This window comes from Amycolatopsis sp. NPDC005003 (assembly GCF_053600695.1).
Genome location: NZ_JBSGAI010000009.1, coordinates 28574 through 54036, shown reverse-complemented (window position 1 = coordinate 54036; position 25463 = coordinate 28574). Strand labels below are relative to the sequence as shown.

The 25463-nt window shown below is 71.9% G+C and carries 23 protein-coding genes; 10 read left to right on the top strand and 13 right to left on the bottom strand.

Annotated features, from left to right (window positions below; translation table 11 throughout):
• Genes ACWED2_RS13155 through ACWED2_RS13135 form a run of 5 tightly spaced genes read right to left on the bottom strand, consistent with a single transcriptional unit; the run spans position 1 to position 5761 of the window.
• The gene (locus ACWED2_RS13155; protein WP_449690675.1) at positions 1–3129 is read right to left on the bottom strand and encodes a hypothetical protein; all 3129 of its coding nucleotides are present in this window, start codon (positions 3127–3129) and stop codon (positions 1–3) included.
• Between the two features lie 6 nt (positions 3130–3135).
• The gene (locus tag ACWED2_RS13150; RefSeq protein ID WP_003098516.1) at positions 3136–3294 is read right to left on the bottom strand and encodes a DUF6760 family protein; all 159 of its coding nucleotides are present in this window, start codon (positions 3292–3294) and stop codon (positions 3136–3138) included.
• The gene (locus ACWED2_RS13145) at positions 3291–3740 is read right to left on the bottom strand and encodes a hypothetical protein (RefSeq protein WP_449690674.1); all 450 of its coding nucleotides are present in this window, start codon (positions 3738–3740) and stop codon (positions 3291–3293) included. Before ACWED2_RS13145 ends, ACWED2_RS13150 begins: the two co-directional genes overlap by 4 nt.
• A 4-nt stretch (positions 3741–3744) precedes the next feature.
• Complete coding sequence (locus ACWED2_RS13140) at positions 3745–4188, bottom strand: phage tail protein (RefSeq protein ID WP_091311556.1); 444 nt, start codon at positions 4186–4188, stop codon at positions 3745–3747.
• 19 nt (positions 4189–4207) lie between these two features.
• The gene (locus ACWED2_RS13135; protein WP_449690673.1) at positions 4208–5761 is read right to left on the bottom strand and encodes a phage tail sheath family protein; all 1554 of its coding nucleotides are present in this window, start codon (positions 5759–5761) and stop codon (positions 4208–4210) included.
• A gap of 191 nt (positions 5762–5952) precedes the next feature.
• Between ACWED2_RS13135 and ACWED2_RS13130 the strand changes: the two genes are divergently transcribed.
• Positions 5953–9387: a phage tail protein gene (locus tag ACWED2_RS13130; RefSeq protein WP_449690672.1), complete on the top strand. Its 3435-nt coding sequence runs from the start codon at positions 5953–5955 to the stop codon at positions 9385–9387.
• Between the two features lie 91 nt (positions 9388–9478).
• Positions 9479–9898, top strand: coding sequence for a hypothetical protein (locus tag ACWED2_RS13125; RefSeq protein ID WP_449690671.1), 420 nt, complete (start codon positions 9479–9481; stop codon positions 9896–9898).
• Positions 9899–9933: 35 nt separating this feature from the next.
• Here ACWED2_RS13125 and ACWED2_RS13120 read toward each other — a convergent pair whose 3' ends face one another.
• The 3 genes from ACWED2_RS13120 to ACWED2_RS13110 form a co-directional block, all read right to left on the bottom strand.
• Positions 9934–10686 carry an eCIS core domain-containing protein gene (locus ACWED2_RS13120; protein WP_449690670.1) on the bottom strand — a complete coding sequence of 251 codons (753 nt, stop codon included), beginning with the start codon at positions 10684–10686 and terminating at the stop codon, positions 9934–9936.
• A 103-nt stretch (positions 10687–10789) separates the two neighbouring features.
• Positions 10790–12775 carry an ATP-binding protein gene (locus ACWED2_RS13115; RefSeq protein WP_449690669.1) on the bottom strand — a complete coding sequence of 662 codons (1986 nt, stop codon included), beginning with the start codon at positions 12773–12775 and terminating at the stop codon, positions 10790–10792.
• Entirely contained in the window at positions 12772–13431 is a 660-nt protein-coding gene (locus ACWED2_RS13110; protein WP_449690668.1) for a DUF4255 domain-containing protein, read from the bottom strand. The genes ACWED2_RS13115 and ACWED2_RS13110 overlap by 4 nt, the downstream gene beginning before the upstream one ends.
• 119 nt (positions 13432–13550) lie before the next feature.
• Between ACWED2_RS13110 and ACWED2_RS13105 the strand changes: the two genes are divergently transcribed.
• Complete coding sequence (locus tag ACWED2_RS13105; RefSeq protein ID WP_449690667.1) at positions 13551–13994, top strand: N-acetyltransferase family protein; 444 nt, start codon at positions 13551–13553, stop codon at positions 13992–13994.
• Positions 13995–14067: 73 nt separating this feature from the next.
• Positions 14068–14526 (top strand): hypothetical protein, encoded by a 459-nt coding sequence (locus tag ACWED2_RS13100; protein ID WP_449690666.1) that lies wholly within the window; start codon positions 14068–14070, stop codon positions 14524–14526.
• 60 nt (positions 14527–14586) lie between these two features.
• On the opposite strand, the gene ACWED2_RS13095 is transcribed toward ACWED2_RS13100, so the two are convergent.
• A complete protein-coding gene (locus ACWED2_RS13095) occupies positions 14587–15408 on the bottom strand; it encodes a hypothetical protein (protein ID WP_449690665.1) in 822 nt (273 codons plus the stop codon).
• A 590-nt stretch (positions 15409–15998) separates the two neighbouring features.
• Between ACWED2_RS13095 and ACWED2_RS13090 the strand changes: the two genes are divergently transcribed.
• Entirely contained in the window at positions 15999–17486 is a 1488-nt protein-coding gene (locus tag ACWED2_RS13090; protein ID WP_449690664.1) for a right-handed parallel beta-helix repeat-containing protein, read from the top strand.
• Positions 17487–17496: 10 nt separating this feature from the next.
• Here the strand turns inward: ACWED2_RS13090 and ACWED2_RS13085 are convergent, their stop codons facing one another.
• Positions 17497–18000 carry a hypothetical protein gene (locus tag ACWED2_RS13085; protein WP_449690663.1) on the bottom strand — a complete coding sequence of 168 codons (504 nt, stop codon included), beginning with the start codon at positions 17998–18000 and terminating at the stop codon, positions 17497–17499.
• A 16-nt stretch (positions 18001–18016) separates the two neighbouring features.
• Complete coding sequence (locus ACWED2_RS13080) at positions 18017–19435, bottom strand: amidohydrolase family protein (RefSeq protein WP_449690662.1); 1419 nt, start codon at positions 19433–19435, stop codon at positions 18017–18019.
• A 140-nt stretch (positions 19436–19575) separates the two neighbouring features.
• On the opposite strand from ACWED2_RS13080, the gene ACWED2_RS13075 reads away from it, so the two are divergent.
• The 5 genes from ACWED2_RS13075 (at position 19576) to ACWED2_RS13055 (ending at position 24211) form a co-directional block, all read left to right on the top strand.
• The gene (locus tag ACWED2_RS13075) at positions 19576–20385 is read left to right on the top strand and encodes an IclR family transcriptional regulator domain-containing protein (protein ID WP_449690661.1); all 810 of its coding nucleotides are present in this window, start codon (positions 19576–19578) and stop codon (positions 20383–20385) included.
• A gap of 67 nt (positions 20386–20452) precedes the next feature.
• Positions 20453–21610: a CaiB/BaiF CoA transferase family protein gene (locus ACWED2_RS13070; RefSeq protein WP_449690660.1), complete on the top strand. Its 1158-nt coding sequence runs from the start codon at positions 20453–20455 to the stop codon at positions 21608–21610.
• The gene (locus ACWED2_RS13065; RefSeq protein ID WP_449690659.1) at positions 21603–22397 is read left to right on the top strand and encodes a citryl-CoA lyase; all 795 of its coding nucleotides are present in this window, start codon (positions 21603–21605) and stop codon (positions 22395–22397) included. The genes ACWED2_RS13070 and ACWED2_RS13065 overlap by 8 nt, the downstream gene beginning before the upstream one ends.
• An 11-nt stretch (positions 22398–22408) precedes the next feature.
• Positions 22409–23269, top strand: a complete 861-nt coding sequence (locus tag ACWED2_RS13060; protein ID WP_449690658.1) for a dioxygenase family protein — start codon at positions 22409–22411, stop codon at positions 23267–23269.
• Between the two features lie 6 nt (positions 23270–23275).
• Positions 23276–24211: a quinone oxidoreductase family protein gene (locus ACWED2_RS13055; RefSeq protein ID WP_449690657.1), complete on the top strand. Its 936-nt coding sequence runs from the start codon at positions 23276–23278 to the stop codon at positions 24209–24211.
• Positions 24212–24239: 28 nt separating this feature from the next.
• Here the strand turns inward: ACWED2_RS13055 and ACWED2_RS13050 are convergent, their stop codons facing one another.
• Together ACWED2_RS13050 and ACWED2_RS13045 are read right to left on the bottom strand one after the other, a co-directional pair.
• Positions 24240–24395, bottom strand: coding sequence for a hypothetical protein (locus tag ACWED2_RS13050; RefSeq protein WP_449690656.1), 156 nt, complete (start codon positions 24393–24395; stop codon positions 24240–24242).
• A 292-nt stretch (positions 24396–24687) separates the two neighbouring features.
• Positions 24688–25221, bottom strand: a complete 534-nt coding sequence (locus tag ACWED2_RS13045; protein ID WP_449690655.1) for a carboxymuconolactone decarboxylase family protein — start codon at positions 25219–25221, stop codon at positions 24688–24690.
• Positions 25222–25463 lie beyond the last annotated feature (242 nt).

Sequence of the window (25463 nt, the reverse complement as noted above, 5' to 3'; positions counted from 1 at the left end):
TCAGTGCGGGCGGTCGGTGAGCGCGCCCCGGCGCTCACGGTCGAGACGGAGTTCGGTCTTGAGCCGCCGCAGCAGCGGGTCGAACAGCTTCTTGACGAGCTCGTCGGTTTCCGGCTGTGGTGGTGGGGCCGCGGCCGGCGCGGGAGCGGACACGGGTTCCGGATCACGCTGGACGACCGTGGTGAAGGTGGGCGTGGGCGGTGCGGCCGGTGTGGCCGGTTGGGCCCGCTCGGCGCTGTGGTCGGTGCTGTGGTTGGTGCTGTGGTCGGCGATCCGCGCGACCGGGAGAGCCGCGAGTGTTCCGCCGGGCAGCGCCGGGGTTTCGGCGGTCCGGCCGGCCGGGCCGTCGATCGCCCGCGCGACCGGGAGAGGCGGCGCCGCGGGTTCGGAGCTGCCGGCCGGGCGGGCCACCGGGAGCCCCGGAGCCTCGATCGCCCGTGCGACCAGAAGCGGCGGCCGGGCGGCGCCCGCCACCGGCGCCAGACCGTCGACGGACCCCAGGGCCGGAAGAGCCGGTGCTTCGATCGCTCGCGCGACCGGGAGCGTGGCGGGGCCTTCGAGTGCGCGAGACACGGGAAGTGTCGCCGTCTCGACGGCTCGCGTGGCTCCGCCCACCGGCGGTGCCGAGTCTTCGGCCGCCCGCGCGACCGGCAGCGGCGACACGCCTTCGGAGGAAGCCACGGGAACGGCGGGGATCCGGTCGGCCACCGGAAGCAGCGGCACCGCGGCAAGCGACGGCGAGCCTTCGAGGGTGCCGGCGACCGGGAGCGGAGCATTCCGCGCAGGTGCTGCCGGGTCCTCGACCGCTCGAGCGACCGGAAGCAGCGCCCCCTCACCGGCCGGTGCCGCTTTCGTGGCGGGGAGTGCCGGAATCTCCGTCGCGCGCAGCACCGGAAGCGGTGCTCGCCCGGCTACCGGGGCCACCGGCTCGGCCGGGGTTTCGGCCACCCGCAGCACCGGAAGCGACGGCCCCGGGGCCCCACCCACCGGCGGCTCCTGGGCCACCGAGGTTCCGGCCGACAGAGGGGAACTCTGCGCCACCTGGAGCACTGTGGTCCCGGCCGCCGTCGGCATGGTCTCCTGCGCAACGGAAGGTGCGGCCGACGAGGACATCGGCCCCGGAAGCACCGAGGAGCCGGCCGCCGTCAGCGTGGACCGCTGCGCTACGGGCAGCGCCGAGGTCTCGATCGCTCGCGTCGCCGGAGGCAACGGCTCGTCCGCGACCCTGGCCACCGGAAGCGGTGAGCGGCCGACCGGGGACTCGACCGGTTGCGGCGTCGGGGAAGACTCGGCCGGGACCGGCAGCGGGGGTTGCGCCACGGTCGGCGCCACCGGGCTCTCGACCGCTCGCGAGACCACCATCGGAGACTCCGCCGCAGTCGGCGCCACCGGGTGCTCAGCGGCTCGCGAGCCGGCCAACGGCGACTGCGCCGCTACCGGCAGCGCCGAAGTCTCCCCTGCTCGCGAGACGACCGCCAGGGACTCGGCCGCAACCGGCGCCTCCGGAGTCTCGACCGCCCGAGAGACCACCAACGGCGACTCCCCCGCGGTCGGCGCCACCGGCGAGTCCGCTGCCTCCGGCGCCACCGGAGTCTCAGCCACCCGCGAGACGACCAACGGCGACTCGGCCGCCCCTGAGCCCACCAACGGAGATTGCGCCGCCTCCGGAGTCTCGGCCGCCGCCCGCGAGACCGCCACCGGAGACTCGGTCACTACCGGCAGCACTGGCGTCTCGCCCGCTCGCGAAACCACCGACCGAGAATCCGCCGCCACCGGGGTTTCGGCCGCTCGCGAGACCGCTAACGGAGATTCGGCCGCAGTCGACGCCCCCGGAGTCTCAGCCGCCCGCGAGACCACCAGCGAAGGCTCCGCCACCGTCGGCGCCACGGGAGTCTCAGCCGCCCGTGAGACCACCAACGAAGACTCCGCCACCGTCGGCACCGCCGAAGTCTCAGCCGCCCGTGAGACCACCAACGAAGACTCCGCCACCGTCGGCGCCACCGGGCTCTCAACAGCCCGCGAGACCACCAGCGGAGACTCCGCCACCGTCGGCGCCACCGGGCTCTCAACAGCCCGCGACGCCACCGGCGGCTCCGCCGCTGCCGACACCACCGGAAGCGCCGGGCTCTCGATCGCCCGGGAGACCGGCAACGACGGCTCCCGCCCTGGTGCCGCACTCGGGTGCCCCGAGCTCTCGGCCACCCGCGAGACCGGCAGCGAGGACTCCGGCAGCATCGGCGAACTCTCGGCCGCCCGTGACACCGGCAGGCCCGGCTCCCGGGCCGTCGACGCCACGGGGAGTTCCGAGCCTCGAGAGGATGAATCCGGCTCCGGAAGCGGCGCGGAAACGTTCGTCGAGCCGCCCGGTGTCCCGGGCGGCTCCGTGGTGTCCAGCGGGCGGAAGGAGTTCATCGGCGGCGAGCCGGTCGGCGCCGTCGCGGCCGCACCGGCCGGCATGCCGGGCGAAGCCTCCAGGCGCGAAACCGGAAGCGACGGAGCGGGCTCCGGCAGCATCGGCGCGCCGAGCCCCAGCCGCCGCGGTACCGCCTGCTCGGTCCGCTGGACGAGCGGCAGCTCCAGCCGCCCGGGCTCGACCGGCGCCGGTTCGGGCTCCGGGGGTTCGGGTGCGGCCAGCGGGACCACCGGGGTGTCCGCGGCCGCCGGAGTGTCCACAGGGGACGGTTCGGCGATCGCCTGCAGCGTCCGCACCGGCGGGGTCACCGCGCTCCCGGCCGACGTCAACGGCGGCACGGCCGGACCCGCCGCGACGACCGGCAGCACCAGCGGCAGCTCCGCGCGTTCGGTTTCCCCGGCCGGGGAAGCGACCCGCTGCACCGGCGTGCGACCCGGCCCGGGAGTCACCACCGGCATGGCCGGCCGCACGAGGTCGCCGATGACGCCGGCGGGCTCCGCCGGGCCCACGCTGTGCCCGAGCGGCTCGAGGTAGCCCGGGCTCCGCCAGGACGTCAGCGTCGAGCTGAACCGCTGCACCGGGTTGACCAGCGGGTGCTCGGCCAGCACGCGCTGGATCGGCGCCACGCTCCGCCACTCCGCGCGCGTCACCGGCAGCGCGGCCGGCTCAGGAGCAGGCGCGGGCGACGGGCTCGGCTCCTTCCTGCGGAACCACATCGTGCGTCACCGTCCCTGGCTCATCCGGGTGTTGATCCGGGCGATCTCGGCGACGTAGGTCAACCGGTCGGGGTGTTCGAGGTCGAGGATGTCGTCGAGGGACCAGTGCAGGTGGTAGGCGACGTACGCGACTTCCTCGTGCAGCCGGTCGGCCGCGTACGTCACGATTCCCCCAGGCGGCCACCGGCGACGTCGACGACGAAGCTGTGGCCGCACTCGGGGCAGGCGACGCCCGCCCTGGTGTGGCCCTCGCTGTTGACCCGGCGGTACATGTCCTGCAGGAACGCCAGGTCGGAGGCGAACAGGTTCTCGATGATCCCCGCGTGCACGTCGGTGATGTCGCCGATCCGGGTGACCACCCGGGCCAGCAGCACCACCGTGAGGAACGCCGAGTTCTCGCGCACCCGGTCGTCCCGCAGCGGGATCAGCTCGTCGCGGGCGGTGGCCAGGCGCATCACCCCGGAGTGGTGCACCTTGCCCTCGTCGTCGACGTACCCGCGCGGGAGCTCGAACGCGAACTCCGTCCGCAGCTTCGGCCGTTCCGACCGGGGCTCCCCCGCCGTGGCGGCGGGGGCTTCCTCGACCGGGGCCGACGCCATCACCCTGCGCATCGGCTCACTCGACTTCCATCTGCTCGTAGGTGATGACGAGCTTCTCGGTGAGCACGCTCGTGTCGCCGGCCTTCAGCGAGCCGATCTCCAGGCTCTTCGGCCAGGCGTTGGTGAGCTTGTAGCGCTTGAGCGCGGTGCCCTCGTAGTCGTAGACGATGATGGCGCCGCCCTTGCGCGCGGTCGCCATCTTGCCGAAGTGGGCGTCCTTGACCCACTTCTCGAAGCTGTTGTCCTCGGTGAGGCCGCGGGTCAGCGTGACCTCGCCCGCCTTGGGGCGGCCGGGCAGCTTCTTGATGACGTACTTGCCGTCGACGGTGTTCTGCTTGAGCTCGATGACGTCCTGCTCCATCTTGAGGCCGGAGACCTCGGAGATCTGCTTGATCTGGACGCCGTCGATCTCGAGCCCGAAGGAGTGGCCTACCGCCTTGTCAAGATCGGGAAGTGCCATGTCTGTGGAGTCCCTTCACTCACTCGTTGACCAGGCTGGTGCCGCCGGACATCTGGGCCAGCCGGAAGATCACGAACTCCGCCGGTTTCACCGGGGCGATGCCGACTTCGCAGATCACCTGGCCGAGGTCGATGCCCTCGGCCGGGTTGGTCTCGCGGTCGCACTTGACGAAGAAGGCCTCGTCCGGCGTGAGCCCGAACAACGCGCCCTTGCGCCACTCCATCACCAGGAACGCGCTGATCGTGCGCCGGATCCGCGCCCACAGCGCGTCGTCGTTCGGCTCGAACACGACCCACTGGGTGCCGTTGAGGATCGACTCCTCGAGGTAGTTGAACAGCCGCCGGACGTTCAGGTAGCGCCACGCCGGGTCGCTCGAGAGCGTCCGCGCGCCCCAGACCCGGATGCCCTTGCCGGAGAACGACCGCACGCAGTTGACGCCGATCGGGTTGAGCAGCTCCTGCTCCGCCTTGGTCAGGTGCGTCTCCAGCGCCAGCGCGCCGCGGACGACCTCGTTGGCCGGGGCCTTGTGGACACCGCGGGTGGCGTCGGTGCGGGCCCACACGCCGGCCATGTGGCCGCTCGGCGGGATGTAGGTGTTGGTGCCCGACGCGGGGTCGAGGACCTGCACCCAGGGGTAGTAGAGCGCCGCGTACTTCGAGTCGTAGCCGGCCGCGTCCATCCGCCAGCTGCGGACTTCCTGGGGGTTGAGCGCCGGCGGCGGGTCGATGATCGCCATCCGGTCGCCCATCAGCTCGCAGTGCGCGATCATCGCCAGCTGCACGGCCTTGACGGTGTCGAGGTCGATCAGGTCGCGCTGGTAGGCGGCCATCAGGTCCGGCGCCGCGACCATGGTGATCTCGTCGATCGCCTCCAGACCGCCGAAGCCGGTCCGGTCGGCGACGTCACCGACGTAGTCGTTCGCCGCGACCCGGCCCGGGACCGGCGGTGCGCCGGCCGGCTTCGGCGGTGCCGAGAGCACCGCGGTGCCCTTGTCGGGCTTGGTGACCGCGCCGCCCGTGGCGACTTCTTCGATGGTGATGAGGTTCGACTTCTCCCGCACCGCGGTGACGACGTTCTCCTTGGTGCGCTTGGTCGTCACGTTGTGGGTTTCGACGACCTTGCCGTCCTGCTTGACCAGCACGGTGAACCGGTCTTCGGCCGGGTTGTCGCCGGTCGGGTCGGCCACCTCGACGGTGATCTCGCCGGCCGGCTTGCCCTCGGGCAGCTCCTTCGCGACGAAGCGGTAGCCGCCGAGGACGGCCTGGTGGGCGCTGATCTGCTTCGGGGCGGAGCCGTTGTCCGCGGCGCGCGAGCCGCCGATGCGGACGATGTAGCAGTTGGTGCCCCCGTTGAGGAAGTAGCCGTAGACCGACTGGGCCAGGTAGCAGCCTTCGATGAAGTCGCCGAAGGTCTGGGTGAACTGGCCCCAGTTGGACACCAGCGTCGGGGTGTTGAAGGGACCGTCCGCCGCGAAGCCGACGAAGGCGGCCACGGCGGTGCCCACGCCCTCGATCGGCCGTGCGCCCGCCTCGATCTCCTCGACGTACACCCCCGGCGTGAGATAGGTGGGCATGCGTGCCTCCCTTGTCGACGCACAAGTCTTGTCTTCGGCGATGCTGCTGCCAGGGGGTTCTCCGCGGAACGACCGTGCGGCTAGGCCCGCGGGAACCGATCTCTGCCCTTAAAGGCAACTGCCCGTTCGGGCAGTTGCGCCCGCCCGTCCGGTCGTTGGCAACCGGCCCGAGGGGGCCGACAGTTGAACCCATGCCAACTGGGCGGGACAAGGCGCAGCGGGAGCCGTCCGGGCAGCCCGCGCGGCCATCCCGTCCGGTGCGCCCGACGGCTCCGCCCGCGTTGCTGCGCCTGCAGACCGCCGCGGGCAACGCGGCGGTGTCGCGGCTGGTCGCGCTGCAGCGGCAGGCCTGTCCCGCTCCCCCGGTCGCCCCGCCCGGTGTCACCCCCGCGGCCGACCCGAAGTTCCAGTCGTTGAAGAAGGACGTCGGCGACAAGGCCAAGACGGCGAAGGCCCACCCGCCCGCCGGCGCGGAGGTCAAGAGGGCCCAGGACGCCGCCGTGGCGCCCACCGACGACAAGGACGCGCAGGCCAAAGCCGCCCAGGCCGACAAGATGGCGGCGGCGAAGCCCGCCGGCTTCGACAAGGCGGCCTTCATCGCCGCGGTGAACGCCGCGGTCGCCAAGCAGGCGCCCAAGAACCTCGACGACGCCGACAAGTTCGCCACGTCCGGCAAGGCGGACCAGGTGAAGACCGAGGTGCTGGGCAAGGTCACCAGCGGCAAGGACGCCTCGGCCAAGGACGTCACCGACCGGACGAAGGAGCCGCCGGATCCCAGCCGGGCCGTGGAAAAGCCGGTCACGCCGCTGCCGGAAGCACCCGCCCCGCCCGCACTGGCGCCGCCGGACGCCCGCAAGGCGACCCCGGACAAGGCACCGCCCGAACAGACCGACCTGCGGGCCGACCAGTGCGAAACCCAGGGCGCGATGGCCGCGGCGGGCGTCACCGACCAGCAGCTGGCCGAGTCCAACGAGCCGGAGTTCACCGGCGCGCTGGCCGCAAAGCAGGAAGGCGAGCAGCACACGGCTTCGGCACCGGCCGCGGTCCGCGAATCCGAGGCCGGGCAGCTGGCCGCGGTCACCGGCGCGGCCCAGGCATCCGGACAGGCCGCGATGGCGGGCATGACGGGCGCGCGCTCGTCGGCCGGCCAGAAGGGCCAGGCGGCGAAGTCGGCCACGAAGTCGAAGGACGAGCAGGACCGCGCGCGGATCACCGGCGAGATCAAGGCGATCTTCGACGAGACCAAGACGAAGGTCGAGGGCGTGCTCGGCGCGCTCGACGACCAGGTGGCGAAGAAGTTCGAGGCGGGCGAGGCGCAGGCCAAGGCCGCGTTCACCGCCGACCACCAGGCGCGGATGAAACGCTACAAGGACGAGCGCTACGACGGCATCACCGGCGCGGCGCGCTGGGCGTACGACCTGTTCGCCGACCTGCCGGCCGAAGCGAACAACCTCTTCCTCGAGGCCAAGAAGGTCTACGAGTCGAAGATGCAGGGTGTCATCGGCGACATCGCGGACTTCGTCGGTCAGAAGCTGGGAGAGGCGAAACAGCTGATCGCGGACGGCCGCACCCGCGTCCAGCAGAAGGTGGCGTCCCAGTCGCCCGCGCTGCGCAAGATCGCGGGCGAGGCGGCGAAGGAGTTCGGCGGCCAGTTCGACGACCTCGAGAAGTCCGTCGACGAGAAGCAGGACGCGCTCGTCGAGGACCTGGCCCAGAAGTACACCGAGGCCCGCACCGCCGTCGACGAAGAGATCAAGGCACTGCAGGCGGAGAACAAGGGCCTGTGGAGCAAGGCGAAGGAGGCCGTCGGCGGCGCGATCGAGACGATCCTCAAGCTGAAGGACATGCTCCTCGGCGTGCTGTCGCGGGCCGCGAACGCGGTCGGGTTGATCATCGCGAAGCCGATCGAGTTCCTCGGGAACCTGGTCAACGCGGTCAAGACCGGGGTGATGAACTTCGGCGCGAACATCGTCGAGCACCTCAAGCAGGGCCTGAAGGGGTGGCTGCTGGGCAACCTCGCGAGCGCGGGCATCGAGATCCCGGAGGCGCTGGACGCCAAGGGCATCCTGAAGATGGTGCTGTCGCTGCTGGGCCTGACCTGGGCGAGCGTCCGCGCGCGGATCCTGCGGTTCATCCCGGAACCCGTGCTGGCGAAGCTGGAGCAGACCCTCGACGTGGTCAAGGTCCTGATCACCGAGGGCGTGCCGGGCCTGTGGCGCTGGATCGTCCAGAAGCTGGGCGACCTCAAGGAAATGGTGCTCGGCCGGATCAAGGAATTCGTGATCGAGAAGATCGTCAAGGCCGGCATCACCTGGATCATCTCGATGCTCAACCCGGCGGCGGCGTTCATCAAGGCCTGCAAGGCGATCTACGACATCGTCATGTTCTTCGTGGACAAGGCCGCGCAGATCAAGGAGTTCGTGGATTCGGTACTGGACTCGGTGGAGTCGATCGCCCGCGGCGGGGCCGGGGCAGTCGCCGGGCTGATCGAACGAACCCTGGCGAAGGCGCTGCCGATGGTGCTCGGGTTCCTGGCCAGCCTGCTGGGGCTGGGCGGGATTTCGGAGAAGATCAAGTCGGTGCTGGAGAAGGTCCAGGCCCCGGTGGGCAAGGTGATCGACTCGGTCGTCGGGACGATCGTCAAGGCGGGCAAGAAGGTCTGGTCGAAGCTCAAGGGCAAGAAGGACAGCGGGGTACCGGACCCGCGCAGCGCCACCCAGAAGCAGCAGGCGCTCGCCCAGGCCAAGCAGGCGGCCGACGCGGAGATGCGCAAGCCGAACGCCACCCAGCACACCGTCGAAGCGGCACTGCCGAAGATCAAGGACACCTACCAGCTCACCAAGATCGCGCTGGTGCCGGGGAGCACCGGCAAGTTCAAGACCCACCTGGAGATCAACCCGACCGACGACACCGGCGAACTCCCCCTCGGCCCGATGGCGCCCGTCGACGAAGCGAAGGTCTACCTCGGCAAGCGGTTCGTCGTGAAGTCCACCAACCGCGTCGCCAAGGTCACCGACGTCCGCGCGGACGGCTGGGTGACGCTGCAGTACGAACTGGAACGCAACGCCGGCGGCCGGAGCAGGAGCTCCGAAGGGCGGCCGACGTTCCCGGTGCTCAAGTTCCTGGCCAACACCCCGAACGGCGGCCCCGAACTCGCCCCGGCCGAAGGCGGCGCGGACCAGACGCAGTACACGATCGACGGCAAGACGCTGCGGCCCGAGTACCACGACGTCCGCGCGGTCTTCTACGGCGGCTCCCACAAGTACAGCGGCCACGACGCCGCCAAGATCGCCGCGGTGATGCGGCCGGACGGGGTGACGTTCACCTGCCCGGGTGTCCCGTTCCTCGGCATCGCCCCGCACGTCGCCGCCCGCGTCAAGCCGAACAACGCCGACAACTACGCGCTGGACCACCGGAAGTCCGTGGCCGGGCACTGGAACGCCCAGGGCCGGGCGAAAGGCCAGAGCGACCGCTCGCAGTTCTACGCGGATCCGGGGAATCTCGAGGTCCTGTGCGGGTCCTGCAACAGCAAGAAGGGGTCCAAGGACGCCGACACGGGCGCGGCCGAGCGGTACCGCAAGGACGTGGAGATCCCGGGCTTCACCGGACCCGACGGGAAGGAGTGACCCCGGCCGGTGCCACCGTGCTGCAAGGCATCCACAAGCGACGTGCGACACCGTTCCGATCCTGGTTGCGGCACGAACGAGTGGAGGATCGATGAAGCGGTGGGCGAGACGGTCGGGGGTCCTGGCGGCGGCGGTGACGGCCGGCGTGCTCGGTGCCGGTGCCCAGGCACAGGCGGAGCTGCCGCCCAAGAACGTCGGGTGGCTGTACACGGTCGGCAAGAGTGGCGCGGTCTTCTTCGACGCCGACCTGGCAGGCTATCCCTCCGAAGAGAAGATCACCGTGTGCGACAACAAGACGGACGGCCGTGGCATCGCCGCCACCATTCGCGGTGTCCCGTCCGGCGGGCCCTACGGTGCCTCGTGGACCTTCACCTTCGACCCGTCCAACGACGGCAAGTGCGTGTCCACCCACGAGAACTTCTTCGCGGACGGATACGCGGTCACGGTCCACGTGAACGAGTACTGGGGCGAAAACACCGCGGCCGACGCCTGGGACACCGGCGTGGCGTGACGTTCGGCGGGTGGCGGTTCGGCCGCCGCCCGCCATCAGGCCTCTTCTTCGGTCTCTTCCTCACGCTGCACGTACGTCTGCGCCATCTTCTCCTCTTCGCCCTCTTCGGCGGCGGGAGCTTCTTCTTCGCGCTGGATGGTCATCCGCTGCACGGGCTCGTCGTGCCCACCGTCCTCGCACCGCTGCACCGCGGGCCCGGCCGGTGCGGGCGCCGGCGTCGACATCAGCCGGTCCGCGTTCGCCACGGCTTCGCGCTCGAACCGGTCCGACGGATCCGAGACCTTCACCCCGCCGCCGGTGTCCGTCCCGTCCACCGGGCCGCTGCGCTGCTGCACCACGTGCGTCAGCTCGTGCGCCAGCATGTGCTTGCCGGTATCCGACGACGGGTCGTACTTGTCGCGCTGGAAAACGATGTTCGAACCCACCGTGTAAGCCTGCGCGTTCACCGACTTGGCCGAGTCGTGCGCGGCCCCGTCGGTGTGCACCCGCACATCGGAGAAATCCGCCCCGAAGCGGGACTCCATGTCCGCCCGCGTCGCCGTGTCCAGCGGCGCGCCGCCGCCCGAACCGACCACGTCGTGGACCGGTGAGCGCTCCTCCTCGACCAGGGACGCCGTGCCCGCGTTGCCCACCGCTCGCTGCAGGCCCAGCATGCCCGCCGGCCCCAGGACGTCCGTGCGGCCGGCCGCCGCCGCCCGGCCGAGGAGGTCGTGGTCCTCCCGGTCGATGCGGTCGCCCTTCGGCCGCAGGGTCGGGTCGAGGTCGTTTTCGTGACTGTGCCCGCGCATGTTCGCTCCCTCCGCCGCCCGTAAAGCTTGCCCCGTCGGCGAGGCGAACGCCAGACTGCGGTGCGCGTCCGGACGGGCAGCGAACGCTGCCCCTACGGGCAGCTCAGCCGTCCGTCACCATCGCCAGGTAGGGCCCGAACTCGCGGTCGAGGCAGAGCCGGCCCAGCTTGCGGTACTCGCGCGCGACCGCGCCGACCAGGTCGCCCATCCCCACCGGGCGGCCCGCCTCGGCCGCCAGGTACGCGCCGGTGACCGCGGCCGAGCGAATGTGGCCGCCCGCCAGCTCGAACGCCTCCGCGAGGAACCCCAGGTCCAGGTCCGCGCCCCGGGGCATCCGGGTGCCCAGGCAGCGGTCCCACAGCCGGTGGCGCAGCTCGACGTCCGGCAGCGGGAAGTCCACGATCACGTCGAGCCGGCGCGTGAACGCCTCGTCGAGGTTCGCCCGCAGGTTCGTCGCCAGCACCGCGATCCCGTCGAACGTCTCCATCCGCTGCAGCAGGTACGCGCTTTCGATGTTGGCGTACCGGTCGTGCGCGTCGCGGACCTCCGACCGCTTGCCGAAGATCGCGTCCGCCTCGTCGAAGAGCAGGACGCCGTTGACCCCGGACGCCTCGGTGAAGATCCGCTCCAGGTTCTTCTCCGTCTCGCCGACGTACTTGTCGACCACGGTCGCCAGGTTCACGGTGTAGAGGTCCAGTCCGAGCGACGCCGCGATGACCTCGGCGGACATCGTCTTGCCGGTACCCGAATCCCCCGCGAAGAGGCCGGTCACGCCCCGGCCGCGCCCGCCGCCCGGGCGCATCCGCCAGTCGTCGAGCACCTGGTCGCGGTAGCGCGCCCGCGCCGCGAGCTCGTCCAGCAGCGACAGCACCCCCGCCGGCAGCACCAGGTCGGCCCAGCCGACGACCGGTTCGATCCGCCGCGCGAGCCGTTGCAGGCCGGCGGCGTTCTGGCTGCGCGCGCCCGCGCGGACGTGGTCGATGCGGACCAGCCCGTCGTCGGCCAGCGCGGTCACCGATGCCGCCTTCGCCGCGCGGGCGATCTGCCCGGGCCCCAGCACGAAGTGCGCGGTCGCTTCGCCCGGGTCGACGCCCGGGGCGAGCCGGCCGTCGAGGCGGCTGCGCCAGAGCTCCGCGCGGTCGGCGCCGGAGAGCGGCAGCGCGTCGAGCTGCAACGGCGGCGTCGCGCTCCAGCGCGGGTCCCAGGCGCCGGTGCCGTGCGCCACCAGCGGGATCGCCGGGTGCGCCAGCTCCTCCAGCCGCGGGTCCTCCACCGGGCCCAGCACGATCCCGGCGCCGCGCAGCAACGCCTCCCGCCGCAGCGACGCGGTGAGCTCGGCGCGGCCGGGCTCGGCCTGCCAGCGCGCCGCGTCCACCACCAGCGCCGGGTAGCCGGCCGCGGCCAGCGCACCGACGCCGAGCTCTTCGGCGCCGCCACCGGGCTGTTCCTTCAGGTAGACCAGCTTGACCCCGCCGTGGAGCGCGCGGGCGAGCCGCTCCCGGCCCGGCACGTCGACGAGCTCGGTGCCCAGGTGCGCGCAGCCGGCGAGCTCGGGCGCGAGCCGGTCGTCGCCGAGCAGGTGGTTGACCACCCGGTCGGGGACCCGCAGGGTGCGCGAGAGGAACGGCCGTTCGTCCTCGCCGACGGCGAGCAGGCCGCAGGTGACCAGCGGCGAGTCGGCGTCGAGCCGGGCGCGGCCGGCGGCTGACGCCTCGGGGATCCCGCACAGGCGCAGCGCCAGCCCGGCGCTGGCGCGGCGGCGGGTCACGTCGTCGTTGAGGTAGCCGTAGAACTGCTCGAACCGGCTGTCCAGGTCGGGGGCGAGCGCGACCAGCAGCAGTTCGACGTCGACGCCGGTGAGCTCCGCGCGTTCGGCGAGCGGGCGCAGCCGGCCGTCCGGGGCCGAGTCGGTGAACGGGGTGAAGGGCTCGCGGAGCCCTTCCAGGAGCGCGTCGATCGTCTCGTTGGACAGGTAGAGGCCGCGGAACGGGTCGTCGGGGTTCGGGTCGGCCGCGCGACGGCTGTCGACGGCGTCGCGGATGCGCTGTTCGAGCCGGGCCAGCCGCTCGAACAGGTACTCCAGGCTCACCGGGGCTTCCGGTGGGTACGGGCCATCGCGACCCGGCGCTGCCCTTCGACGGCCCCGGCCGCGGACACGTGGTGCCCGATGAGCTCGCCGCCGCCGGAGTCGAGCTTGAGGCCTTCCTTGGCGGGCGGCCCGGCCGGGTAGACGCGTCCGCTGTGGATCGGGGCGGACACGACGACGTCCAGTGACGGCTTGAGTTCGCCGCCCAGCGCGGTCCACACGTCGGCGAACGCGCGGTCTTCCGGTGGCGGCAGCGCGACGGTCATCGGCACCGGCAGTCCCATCTCGGCCAGCGACCCGGTGAGCACCTCGGCCGGCACGGCCTCGTGGCTCAGGAGGCCGAGCAGCAGGTCCGACAGCACCCGGTGCTCGTCTTCGGGGCGCTGGGTCCACGCGGTGACCAGGTAGGACAGCTTGACGTGCTTGGGCGGCAGGTGCCGCGCGGCGACCTCCCCGCGCTGGTCGTACTCGTTGAGCAGCCCCCGCGACCGGCGCCGCATGTCCTCGCGCACGTCGTAGAGGTAGATGTTCACCGTCGGAGCGTTCCGCCGGGCGGCCCAGTCCTTGGTGGGCGCGTCGAAGGCGACGTCGACCTCGCTGCCCCGCAGCGCCTCGTCCTTCACCAGCCGGCGCAGCGCCTCGTCGACCTCGTGGATCACCGGCGGACCTCCTCGCACTGGCGGTGCCTCCACGATGATCGCGAGAACCCGGCCCGGCCAGCCACGCAGCGGCAAACCTTCGGGTACGCCCGGCTGCCCGTAAGGGCAGAGTGGCCGGTATGACGATCACGACCAGGCCCGCTCGCGAGGCGGACGTTCCGGCCCTGCTCGCCCTGTTCCGGGAGCTGCACCCGGACGACCCGCCCCCGTCCGCGCAGGCGGCGGCGGCCGCTTGGCGGGCCGTCCAGGCCCAGTCCGGCCGGGTGATCCTCGTCGCCGAGTGCGGCGGCGCGGTGATCGGAACGGCGGACTGCGCGACGCTGCCGAACCTCACCCGGGGAGCCCGGCCGTTCATGCTGGTCGAGAACGTCGTGGTCGCCACCGGACACCGGCGGTCGGGCGTGGGTGCCGCCCTGATGGAGGCGGCGTTCGCCGCGGCACGGCGAGCGGGGTGCTACAAGGTCCAGCTGCTGTCCCGGTCCGGGCGCGAAGCGGCGCACGCGTTCTACGAATCGCTGGGGTTCCGCGCCGTGGCCCAGGGCTACCGCGTGTACCTCGATTGAAGCCGCCGATCTTGTAACCGGCTCCCGGGCCGGGCGACTACTGCTTCGGGGAGTGGGAGAAACAGAGGCACCCATGCGTCGGATTCCCGGCCCGATCGGGCCGGCCCTGGCCCTGCTGGTGGCCGGCTGCGGCAGCCCACAACTGCCGGCCGCGGTGGCGACCGCCGAGTGGGTGGCGGCGTTCGCACTGGTCAGCGTGGGACTCTTTTGGGCCGTGGCCGACTACTCCGCCTCGGTCGGCATCGGGCGGGCCATCCAGATCGAAGCCGCTCTGGCCACGCCGCCGGAGACCGTTCTGTACAGCGCGAAGAGCCTGAACCTCACCGCACCCGGGGTCCGGGAAACGCAGTGTCGCAACCCCGACACCGCCTACCGCTACCGGTACACCGGGCTGAAGCTGGTCCTGCAGTCCGGCGGCCAGTACTTCCTGCTCCCCGTGCAGTGGCACAAGGCCGACGGGACCGCCCTGGTACTGCCGCGCACCGACTCGCTCCGGCTGGAGTTCACCCCGGCCGCGGACGCGCCCTGCTGAGCGAGCCGGGTCCGCGCGGTGCGGACCCGGCTCGCTCAGCCGCGGCTTGGACGGCGGCGGTCAGTCGTCGTCGTAGTCGGAGTCGCTGTCCGCGTCGTGGTCGGCCCAGACGTCGTCGTCGTCCGTGGCGTCGGCGACCGCCGTGACCGAGTGCGCCGCGGCCCCGCCCACGCCGGCCGCGGTGTACCAGGCGTGGTAGCCCGCGTAGTCCGGCACGGCCACCGCGTGCGCACCCTCCGACGATGCGCCGTGCGGGCCGGCCGTCAGCTTCTCCGCCTCGTACGTGGCGTGGTGCTCGCCCGCGTGGCTCACCACGTGGGCCGAGGTCGCGCCGGCCACCCCCGCCGAGTGCTGCTCGGCGTAGTAGCCCACGTCGTCGGCGTCATCATCGTCGTCGTCGGCAGCGTCGTACACCGGGTGCACGACGTAGCCGGCCGGCTCCTGGTCCACCGGGTCCGGGTGGCTCACGGCGTGGTGCACGACCGCGTGCCCGGCGTCGCCGTCGTAGTCGCCGTCGTAGTCGCTGTCGTGGTCGCTGGTGTCGTAGTCGTCGCAGTCCTCGTCGTCCCCGTCGTTCCAGCCGTCGTGCCCGGGGTGGTGCCAGCCGTGGTCGTCGCCGGACTCGCCGCTGTGCGTCACGTACGCGCCGCCGATGCCGGCCACCGCGGAGTCCTGCTCCGACCAGTGGTGTCCCCACCAGGTCGCGCCTTCGTCGGTGTCGGTCGTGCCCGCGCCGCCGATGCCGGCCCAGCTGCTGGAGCTCTCGGCGCTCCACGAGTCGTGCGGCCAGTCGAGCGGGTGCGCCGTCGCCGGCCCGGCGATGACGAGGGAAAGCGGCAGCGCGAAAGCGCCGGCGACAGCCAGTCGTCGCAATGTGGACATGATTTCTCGGGGTTCCTTCCTGAGTGCGGCAACCGGGTTTCATTCGGGGCCCGGACGCCGGGGCAGAAGTTCTGTCCGAAAGGTGACGTTACCGCCACAACAGACCTACGATGCGGCCTTGACCTGCGCAAATACCCGATCGGTGCGCGGGAACCGCCAGGTGGAGGACAGATCCGGAATGGGGTCGAACCAGCCTAGTTCGCCGCCGCGGAAGTGACCGTAATGATCGCCGCGAAATCACTCGCTCAGGTAGTTCTCCGTTTAACGGATAAAACCGTGGTCCGGGGCCGGCGCGGCGGCGGGCCCGGTCGCCGTCCGCCGGTCGCCCGCAGCGGCGCTCGGCCGCCCGGCCGCGCGGACCGCGGCAGGTGGCCCACCCGCGCCGCACCGCTCCGAGCCCGCCCCCGCACTGAAATCCGGGTGTAAACCCACGCCGCACCACGATAACAGAACCGTCCACCTATTGTTCCCACGGTATTCACAGTCGTGGAGTAATCACTGTATTTTTCGTTACCTGGTACACCCGAAAAGCACATGAATGGACTCGATCGGACCACGCCGTTGCGCAGTCAATTGCGTAGGTTTCCCCCATGTCGCCGATGAGCTCCATTCTGGCTGTTGTTCTGCTGGCCGCGTTCGTCGTGCCGCCCGGACCGGCGGCCGCGGCCGCGGTGACACCCGGGCCGGTGTGCGATCACCAGCCATTGGTCAACACCACCGCTCCCGCGGGTGCGGTCACCGTGGACGCCGCGGTGCCCGGCGACCTGTACCGCAAGTCGCAGGAGTCGCCACCGGGGACGACGTTCTGGTTGCCCGCGGGCACGCACCTGCTGGCCGCGGACCCGTTCGGGCAGGTCATCCCCAAGGACGGCGACGTCTACCTCGGCGCTCCCGGCGCGGTGCTCGACGGGCAGGGCATCAACCGCGCGGCCTTCACCCAGCAGGCGAAGAACGTCGTCATCCGCGGGCTCACCGTCCAGAACTTCGTCGCCCCGCAGGACCAGGGCGTGGTCAACCACGATTCCGGCGAGCATTGGATCATCGAAAACACCACCGTGCAGAACAACAAAGGCGCGGGAATCATGGCGGGCGCGCGCCAGGAGGTGCGGCACAGCTGCCTGCGCAACAACGGCCAGTACGGCATGAACGCCTACCGGTCGGACAGCACGATCACCGCGCTGATCGTCGAGGGCAACGAAATCTCGGGCAACAACACCGACGACTGGGAAACGCGCAACCCCGGCTGCGGGTGCAGCGGCGGAATCAAGTTCTGGGTGGTCGACAAGGCCGACGTCCGCGGGAACTGGATCCACCACAACCACGGCGCCGGGCTCTGGGCCGACACCGACAACAACGACTTCCTGATCGAGAACAACCTCATCGAGGACAACGACGCCGAGGCGCTGTTCTACGAGATCAGCTACAACCTCGTCTTCCGCGACAACGTCCTGCGGCGCAACAGCCTGGTCGCGGGCAAGCGCCGCGCCGACAAAGGCGACAACTTCCCGGTGGCGAGCGTCTACCTGTCCGAGTCCGGCGGCGAGCCCCGGGTGCCGGCCCGCACGCACCTCATCGACATCTACGACAACACCTTCGAGGACAACTGGTCCGGCATCACCGCCTGGGAGAACGCCGACCGGTTCTGCAACAGCCCGGCCAACACCTCGATCAACACCTGCACCAAGCTCGTCGCCGACCGCACGCAGTGTTCGGCGCCCGGGATCGCGTCCCCGCCGCTGTACGACGACTGCCGGTGGAAGACCCAGCTGGTCGAGGTGCACGACAACACGTTCCGCTTCGACCCGGCCCGCGTCGGCTGCACGAACGGCTCCTGCGGCAAGATGGCGCTGCTGTCCAACTGGGGGACGTACCCGTCCTGGTCGCCGTACCAGGGCAAGGTCGTCCAGGACGCCATCACGCACGACCAGGGCAACTACTGGTTCAGCAACTCCTACTACGGGCCCTGGAAGTTCGTGGCGGGCGACACGTCCCGGATCCTGACGGCCGAGCAGTGGCAGTCGACCCCGTGGGACCAGGACAACTGCGCGTCCTTCGACGACGTGATGCCGCATTGCTGAGCATGCGCCCTCAGCGCTCCGAAACGGCGGCGAGCAGGCCCAGCACCGCGGCGGACTTCGCTTCGTCCAGGAACCGCAGGCCCATGAAGTTGTCGCCGGGGTTGAAGCCGGGCAGCGCCCAGATCGCCTCGTACGGCAGGTCCACGCGGCGGTAGCGGCGCAGGCTGTAGACGTTGCTGAACAGGCACTTCCCCGGGTCGGGCCGCCAGAGACGGCGGGCGAACGCGGGGTTGCGGAACCCGTGCCCGACCTCGGCCGTGGCGCGGACGTGCTTGCCGCCGGTGAAGAGCACGACGTCGCCGGTGGTCACGGTGTCCATCCGGCGGTCGTACTTGTCCTTGGCACCCCAGAACCGGGCCCGCCCGCCCGGGTGCAGCGCGTCCAGGCGGGCCAGGTCCGCGGGATCGAGCAGGTCGGCCGACTCGCGGAAGGCCACGGTCTTTTCGAGGGACTCCGCGCCGTAGCGGCGGGCGTCCGCGGTGCCGTAGGCGGGCTGGACGAAGACCTGGACCACGGAGCGGAACGGTAGCTCAGCCGCCGTGGGTGCGGTCGCTCTGGTAGTCGGTGTAGGTGTACGGGTTGTCCAGGACCTTGGTCTCCGGGACGTCGGGGTTCATCCCCTGCCGCCACGCCTCCTCCCCCAGCTGCGCCCGCAGGTACTCCACCGTGTCCTCGACGCGCCGCCGGACCGCGGGCAGGTCGACGCCGACCAGCTTGCCGTCGCGCTTGACCACCCGGCCGCCGACCAGCACGGTGTGCACGTCGGCGCGCTGGGCCTGGAACGCCACGTGGCCGTACGGGTTCAGCAGCGGGAACGACACCGGCGAGTGGTCGTTCTTCAGCAGCACGACGTCGGCCCTCTTGCCGACCTCGAGGCTGCCCAGGTCCGAGCGGCCCAACGCGGCGGCGCCGCCGCGGGTGGCCCACTCCACGACCTGCTCCGCGCGCAGCGCCGCGTGCGTCACCGTTTCGCCCTTGGCGTGGGCCTCCAGGTGCTCGCGGGACCGGTCGGCGCCCAGCGTGGCGCGCATGGCCGAAAACAGGTCGCCGCTCCACCACACCGAGGTGTCCATCGACAGCGACACCGGGATGCCGTACTGGCGCAGCGCCCAGGTGGGCGGGTAGCCCTGGCCGGCGCTCTGCTCGCTTTCGGTCGAGACCGACACCGACCCGCCGGTGGCGGCGATGCGGTGGTAGGAGTCCGCCGACAGCGACGCGCCGTGGACGTAGATCGTCTCGGGGGTCATGAACCCGTGGTCGTGCATCAGCCGGATGCCGTCGTCGCCGGTCGCGCCCCACACGCCGGCGTGCGTGGTCACCGGCACGCCGAGTTCGCGGGCGACTTCGAACGCGGGCTTCTCGGGGAACGCGGGATCGCCGGTGACGTCGAAGGCGAGCTGGAAGCCTTCGAGGCCGCCGCCGGCGCGCCGCGCGACGAAGTCGCGGAACTCCGGCGTGGCCGTCCAGTTCGCCGGGGCGTCCTGGATGTTGCCGTAGGCCAGCACGAACCGGCCGGGGACGGCTTCGAGCGCGTCGGCCGCGGCGTCGGCGTGCCCGGTGGTCTGCAGGCCGTGGGACCAGTCGACGGTGGTCGTGACGCCGGCTTCCAGGGCTTCCCACGCGCCGAGCAGGTTGCCCGCGTAGATGTCCTCGGGGCGGAACACCTTGCCCCATTCGAGGTAGTACCAGACGAAGTACTGGGTCAGTGTCCAGTCGGCGCCGTAGCCGCGCATGGCGGTCTGCCACAGGTGCCGGTGGGTGTCGATCATCCCCGGCATCACGACGCCACCGGAGGCGTCGACCTCGGTCGTGCCCGGCGGGACGTCCAGCGCGGGCCCGATCGCGGCGATGCGGTCGCCGTCGACCAGGACGTCTTCGCCGGGCAGGACGCGGCGCGCGTCGTCGAGGGTCAGCACCGTGCCAGCCCGCAGGACGATCGATCCGGACATGACTGCCTCCATTGCCGACTGCGTACACTTGTCCGCTGCGCGGACACTCGACGGGTGCCGCCACTTTCGTCCAGCGCCGCGCCGGTGTCAATCCCCGCGGTTACGCTGCGGGTGGGCACCATCGGAGAGGGAGGTGGCGCATGCCACGCGAGGGAACGGGTCCCGATTTCATCGAGGCGCTGGCGCGCGGGCTCGAGGTGATCACGGCGTTCCGCCCCGGCCGGCGGGCGATGACGCTGGCCGAAGTCGCCTCGGCCACCAGCCTGGCCCGCCCGACCGCCCGCCGGATCCTGCTCACCCTCGAAGAGCTCGGCTATGTCCGCACCGACGGCCGTGACTACTCCTTGACGCCACGGGTGCTCGACCTCGGCGTGGCCTACGTGCGCTCGACAGGCCTGTGGGACGTCGCCCGGCCGCACCTGGAACGGCTGGTCGCGCGCACGAACGAGTCGTGTTCGATCGCCCAGCTCGACGGTTCGGACATCGTCTACGTCGCCCGGGTCTCGGTGCCGAAGATCGTCGGCCTGAGCGTGCAGATCGGCACCCGGTTCCCGGCGCTGCCCACGTCGCTGGGCAAGGTGCAGCTCGCCGCCCTGCCGCCGGACGAGCTGGAGGCGGTGCTGGCCGAGCCGACCCGGTCGGGGCTGGTGCCGCGCTGGCAGCCGGACCGCGCCGAGCGCGACGCCGAACTGCGCGAGGTCCGCGCCCGCGGCTGGGCACTGACCGACGAGCAGCTCGCGCTGGGCATCCGTTCGGTGGCCGCGCCGCTGCGCGACGGGTCCGGGCGGGTGATCGCCGGCGTCAATGTCAACTGCCACGCCGCCGAGACGCCGGTGGAGAAGCTGCTCGACCACCACCTGCCGCTGCTGCTGCAGACCGCCGGCGAGATCAGCGCGGACTTCGCTCGGCTGGACAGCGTCCCGCACGTCACCGTCCCCGCGGTCCCTTGACCGCCGCCGCGCTCGGGAGCAGACTGCGGACACTAGTCCGTCAGACGGACACGAGTGGAGGCATGGCGTGGATTCACCCCCCGGTCCGCTGTCCGGGCTGCTGGTCGCGGACTTCTCCCGGGTGCTGGCCGGCCCGTACGCCACGATGCTGCTGGCGGACATGGGCGCCGACGTCGTCAAGGTCGAGGGCCCGCAGGGTGACGAGACGCGCACGTGGATGCCGCCGGTGCGCGGGGACGTCTCGACCTACTACCTCGGCGTCAACCGCGGGAAGCGGTCCATCGCGCTCGACCTGCGCGACGAGGCCGACGCCGTCGTCGCCCGCGAGCTGGCGGCCCGCGCGGACGTGCTGATCGAGAACTTCAAGCCCGGCGGGCTGGCCAAGTACGGCCTGGACTACGCCGCGGTCCGCCGGGCCAACCCCGGCAGCGTCTACGCGTCGATCAGCGGCTTCGGGGCGGGCGAAGGCGCGCACGTGCCCGGCTACGACCTGATGGTGCAGGCGATCTCGGGCCTGATGAGCCTGACCGGCGACCCGGACGGCCCGCCGTACCGGGCCGGCATCTCGGTGTTCGACGTCATGGCGGGCAACCACGCGGTGATCGGCATCCTGGCCGCGTTGCGCCACCGCGACGCGACCGGCGAGGGCCAGCACGTCGAGGTCAACCTGCTGTCCTCGGCGCTGACCGGGCTGGTCAACCACAGCTCGGCCTACGCCGCCGGCGGCGTGGTGCCCTACCGGATGGGCAACGCCCACCCCAGCGTCTTCCCCTACGAGCCGCTGCCGACGGCCGACGCCGATCTGATCGTCGCCGCGGCCAACGACGGCCAGTTCCGCCGGCTGTGCGAGGTCCTCGACCTGCCCGGCGTCCCGGACGACCCGCGGTTCGCCCGCAACGCCGACCGCACGAAGAACCGCGAGGAGCTGCGGCCGATCCTGGTCGAGCGGCTGCTGAAACGCAGTGCGGTGGACTGGTTCGACGCGCTGACGAAAGTCGGTGTCCCGTGTGGACCGATCAACACGATCGACGGCGGGTTCGCGATGGCCGAACGCTTCGGGCTGGACCCGATCGTCGAGGTCGGCGAAGGCGACCGCGCGGTCCCGACGACCCGCCACCCCATCCGGTTCTCCGCGACGCCGGCCGGTTACCGGCTGCCGCCGCCGGAGCTCGACGAGCACGGTGTGGAACTGCGGGCGTGGCTGACGGAGCCCGCCGATGGCTGACCCGGTCTACGAAACCGCTCTCGGGGCGTCCACAAGGGACAAGATCACGCTGCTCGGACAGGACCTGGCGGAAGACGTGATGGGCACGGTCGGGTTCGGCGAGCTCGCCTTCCGGCTGGCGACGCAACGTCGTCCGTCCAAAGGGGAAACGAGGGTCTTCGAGGCGGTGCTGGCCGCGCTGGCCGACCACGGCTTCACCCCCACCGCGATCGTCACCCGGCTGACCTACCTGTCCGCGCCGGATTCGGTCCAGGGCGCGCTGGCCGCCGGGCTGCTGGGCGGCGGGTCGCGCTTCCTCGGCGTCACCGAGGACTGCGGCCGGTTCCTGCACGAGGTCCTCGTCGAAGCGGGCGAGCGGCCCACCGACCAGGCCGGCTGGGACGCGCTCGCGCTCGAAACCGTCGAAAAAGCCCGCGCGGAGAAGAAGTTCGTGCCCGGGCTCGGACACCACGTGCACAAGGACGGCGACCCGCGCACCCCGCGGCTGTTCGCCATCGCCGACGAGGAAGGCCTGCGCGGCCCGCACCTGGAGCTGTTCGCCGCGATCGGCCGGGTGCACCCGCGGGTGCTGGGCAAGACGCTGCCGCTCAACGGCGCCGGCGTCTGCGGCGCCGCGCTCGCCGACCTCGGGCTGCCGCTGGAACTGCTGCGCGGGTTCGCGCTGCTGGCCCGGACCGCCGGGCTGATCGGCCAGCTGGCCGAGGAGCTGCGCCGGCCCGTCGCCAACGACATCTTCCTGTCCGTCGACTCGAACAACCGGTCGGTCCCGCCGGATCCGCACGCGTGAGAGGAACGCCGATGCAGCTGGTCACCGAGGACAACATCACCGAGCTCGCCGCGCAGCGCTGGGCGAGCGCGCACGACCCGCGGACGGCGGAGGTGATGGCCGCGCTCGTGCGCCACCTGCACGCCTTCGCCCGCGAAGTGCGGCTGAGCGAGCCCGAGTGGATGGCCGCGATGCGGTGGCTGACCGAGACCGGCCAGATCAGCGACGAGAAGCGCGAGGAGTTCATCCTCGCCTCCGACGTGCTCGGCCTGAGCATGCTGGTGGTGCAGATGAACCACGCCTTCGACGCCAAGGCGACCCCGGCCACCGTGCTCGGCCCGTTCCACATCGACGGCTCGCCGGAGAAGGAGTTCGGCGGCGACATGTCCGACGGCCTGCCCGGCACGCCGCTCTACATCACCGGTGCGGTCCGCGGCCTGGACGGCTTCCCCGTCACCGGCGCGGTCCTGGACGTCTGGCAGGCCGACGAGGAAGGCGCGTACGAATCGCAGATCCCGGACATCGACGAGGCCCGCCTGCGCGCGAAGTACACCAGCCGCGCCGACGGGACCTACTGCGTGCGGACCATCGCGCCGAAGGGGTACTCGATCCCGATGGACGGCCCGGTCGGCGAGCTGATCCGCGGCACGGACATCAGCCACTTCCGGCCCGCCCACGTGCACTTCCTGATCAACGCCGCCGGGTACGAGCCGCTGATCACGCACCTGTTCCAGGAGGGCGCGCAGTACCTGGACAGCGACGTCGTCTTCGGCACGAAGCAGGAGCTGGTGGTCGCCTTCGAGCCGCGGGAGCCCGGGCCGACGCCGGACGGCGGGGAATCGGCCACGCCGTGGCTCGAGGCGCGGTACGACTTCGTCCTGCAGCCGGTGTGACGGCCGGTGCGCGCGGCTGAGATCCGGACGGCCGGGCGGCCCCCGGTGGTGGCCGACCGGGCCGAGCCGTCACCCGGGCCCGGCGCGGTCGCCGTGCGGGTGACGGCGGCGCCGATCACCCCGCTCGACCTGCTGTGCGCGTCCGGCACGTCCTACTTCGGCGTGCCCGTCACGCCCTATGTGCCGGGCGTCCAGGGCGTCGGGGTGTCGGCCGGGACGCCGGTCTGGTTCGCCACGGCGGCGGGCATGCGGCCCGGGGACGGCAGCATGGCCGAGTGTGCCGTGGCCGCGTCCGGCGATGTGGTCGTCCTGCCGGAGGAGGCCGATCACGCGCTCGTCGCGGCGCTCGGGCTGTCGGCGGTCGCGGCGTGGATGTGCCTGACGGGCAAGGGAGAACTTGCCGCGGGTGAGACCGTGCTGGTGCTCGGCGCGGGCGGGGTGGTCGGGCAGTCGGCCGTCCAGCTGGCGCGGGTGGCCGGGGCCGGGCGGGTGGTGGCGTGCGCGCGGTCGGAGGCCGCGCTGGAGCGGGCCCGCCGGCTCGGCGCGGACGGCACGGTCCGGCTCGAGGAAGGCGAAGACGTCGAAGGGCTCGCACGGCGGCTTTCCGCGGTGGCCGGTCCGGTCGACCTGGTGCTGGACCCGGTGTGCGGGCTCCCCGCCGCGGCGGCGCTGCGCACCCTGCGCCCGGGCGGGCGGCTGGTCAACCTCGGCAGCGCGGCCGGTGCGGAGTTCGCGGTCCCCTCGGCCGTGTTGCGCAGCCGGTCGCTGCGGATCCTCGGCTACACGAACAACGAGCTCACCGCCGACGAGCGCCGTGACGCGCTGCTGACGGTGGTGGCCCAGGCGACGGCCGGGGCGCTGACCGTCGAGTACGAGCGCGTCCCGCTGCAGGACGCGGCCCGGGCGTGGCGCCGCCCGGGCCGAGTCGTACTGGTGCCCTAGCGCGGGCTTCCGGCGGTGACCCCGGTGGTCACCGGCCCCCAGGGCCGGGCTTCGGCACATCGCCGATGTAGGGACCGCCTCCCACCCCGCCGACCGGGTTCGGATCGCTCGTCGCGGACGCCGCGGGGGCGAGCACGGCGAGCGCGGCCGCGGTGAGCAGAGCGGCAGCTAAAGCACGTTTCATCGTGGGCTCCTTCGCGTTCCCCCGCATTCTGCGCGATCCGGCTTCCAAACCGCTTCCGTTCCCCGGAATCCACCGCCGACCGGGGTGACGCCGCGCGGATCGGCCGCGCACAGTGGTCGTGCGAGCGCGGCGAGCGATCACCGCGTCAGGGTGAGGTTCTGGCAGAGAGCGGCGGGGAACTGCCCGGCCCACGCCGGGTTGCCGCGATCGACGGGAGGGTTGTGGCCGACGTGCCGGTCGCAGCGCTTCCAGCCGACGGCCGCCAGTCCCCGAGGCGCGTCGCGAACCGTCGTCAGCGGCCGTAGCCCTCCGCGGCCAGCATCTTGCCCATCACCTCGTAGGCGGCCGGGTCGTCCGGGGCCACCGTGGCGAGGCCGTCGACGTAGCGGTTGTACATGCAGAACGCCGCGGCGATGAGGACCGTGTCGTGCAGTTCGACGTCGGTGGCGCCTTCCGCGCGGGCCGCCTCGATCAGCTCGGACGTCACCGCGCGGCCCGACTCGCGGGTCGCGAGGGCGATCCGCAGCAGGGCCTTGAGCTTCGCCCCGACCGGCGCGTCGTCGACGCCCGCGCAGGCCGCGTCGACCACCGCCCGGCCACCGTCGAGGGTTTCGGCCGCGGCGGCGGCGTGGCTGCCGTGGCAGAAGCGGCACTCGTTGCCGTTCGAGACCACGGCCGCGATCAGTTCGCGCTCGCCGACGGTCAGGCTGCTCGGGCCGCGCAGGAGGGTCTGCGCCAACGCGTTGAGCGGGACGGCGGTCTCGGGCCGGTAGGCCATCAGCGACCGGATGCCGGGCAGCTGCGGGTCGAGCGGGATGTGCGGCATGGGTGCCTCCTGGCGGGGTGGGAGATCGTCCACGCGCAGTCTTTCGGGTGGCGGCGGCCCGGCCAACCTCCGTGTTGCCCAACCGGACGCCGCCGAACGCCTCAGAAGATCGCGAAGTCGTCGGCGGCGCGGAACGCTTTCAGCAGTGGATCAGACCAATCGCCACCGGGCGCGAACACACCGGGTGAGCAACGATCATGACAAAAACGTTCCAACCCTGTGAGGTGGCCGGTAGCGTCCTG

Coding starts and splice junctions, on each gene's coding strand:
- ACWED2_RS13155 (WP_449690675.1), bottom strand. CDS start 3,129: ATGTGGTTCCGCAGGAAGGAGCCGAGCCCGTCGCCCGCGCCTGCTCCT.
- ACWED2_RS13145 (WP_449690674.1), bottom strand. CDS start 3,740: ATGCGCAGGGTGATGGCGTCGGCCCCGGTCGAGGAAGCCCCCGCCGCC.
- ACWED2_RS13140 (WP_091311556.1), bottom strand. CDS start 4,188: ATGGCACTTCCCGATCTTGACAAGGCGGTAGGCCACTCCTTCGGGCTC.
- ACWED2_RS13135 (WP_449690673.1), bottom strand. CDS start 5,761: ATGCCCACCTATCTCACGCCGGGGGTGTACGTCGAGGAGATCGAGGCG.
- ACWED2_RS13130 (WP_449690672.1), top strand. CDS start 5,953: ATGCCAACTGGGCGGGACAAGGCGCAGCGGGAGCCGTCCGGGCAGCCC.
- ACWED2_RS13125 (WP_449690671.1), top strand. CDS start 9,479: ATGAAGCGGTGGGCGAGACGGTCGGGGGTCCTGGCGGCGGCGGTGACG.
- ACWED2_RS13120 (WP_449690670.1), bottom strand. CDS start 10,686: ATGCGCGGGCACAGTCACGAAAACGACCTCGACCCGACCCTGCGGCCG.
- ACWED2_RS13105 (WP_449690667.1), top strand. CDS start 13,551: ATGACGATCACGACCAGGCCCGCTCGCGAGGCGGACGTTCCGGCCCTG.
- ACWED2_RS13100 (WP_449690666.1), top strand. CDS start 14,068: ATGCGTCGGATTCCCGGCCCGATCGGGCCGGCCCTGGCCCTGCTGGTG.
- ACWED2_RS13095 (WP_449690665.1), bottom strand. CDS start 15,408: ATGTCCACATTGCGACGACTGGCTGTCGCCGGCGCTTTCGCGCTGCCG.
- ACWED2_RS13090 (WP_449690664.1), top strand. CDS start 15,999: ATGTCGCCGATGAGCTCCATTCTGGCTGTTGTTCTGCTGGCCGCGTTC.
- ACWED2_RS13080 (WP_449690662.1), bottom strand. CDS start 19,435: ATGTCCGGATCGATCGTCCTGCGGGCTGGCACGGTGCTGACCCTCGAC.
- ACWED2_RS13075 (WP_449690661.1), top strand. CDS start 19,576: ATGCCACGCGAGGGAACGGGTCCCGATTTCATCGAGGCGCTGGCGCGC.
- ACWED2_RS13065 (WP_449690659.1), top strand. CDS start 21,603: ATGGCTGACCCGGTCTACGAAACCGCTCTCGGGGCGTCCACAAGGGAC.
- ACWED2_RS13060 (WP_449690658.1), top strand. CDS start 22,409: ATGCAGCTGGTCACCGAGGACAACATCACCGAGCTCGCCGCGCAGCGC.
- ACWED2_RS13050 (WP_449690656.1), bottom strand. CDS start 24,395: ATGAAACGTGCTTTAGCTGCCGCTCTGCTCACCGCGGCCGCGCTCGCC.
- ACWED2_RS13045 (WP_449690655.1), bottom strand. CDS start 25,221: ATGCCGCACATCCCGCTCGACCCGCAGCTGCCCGGCATCCGGTCGCTG.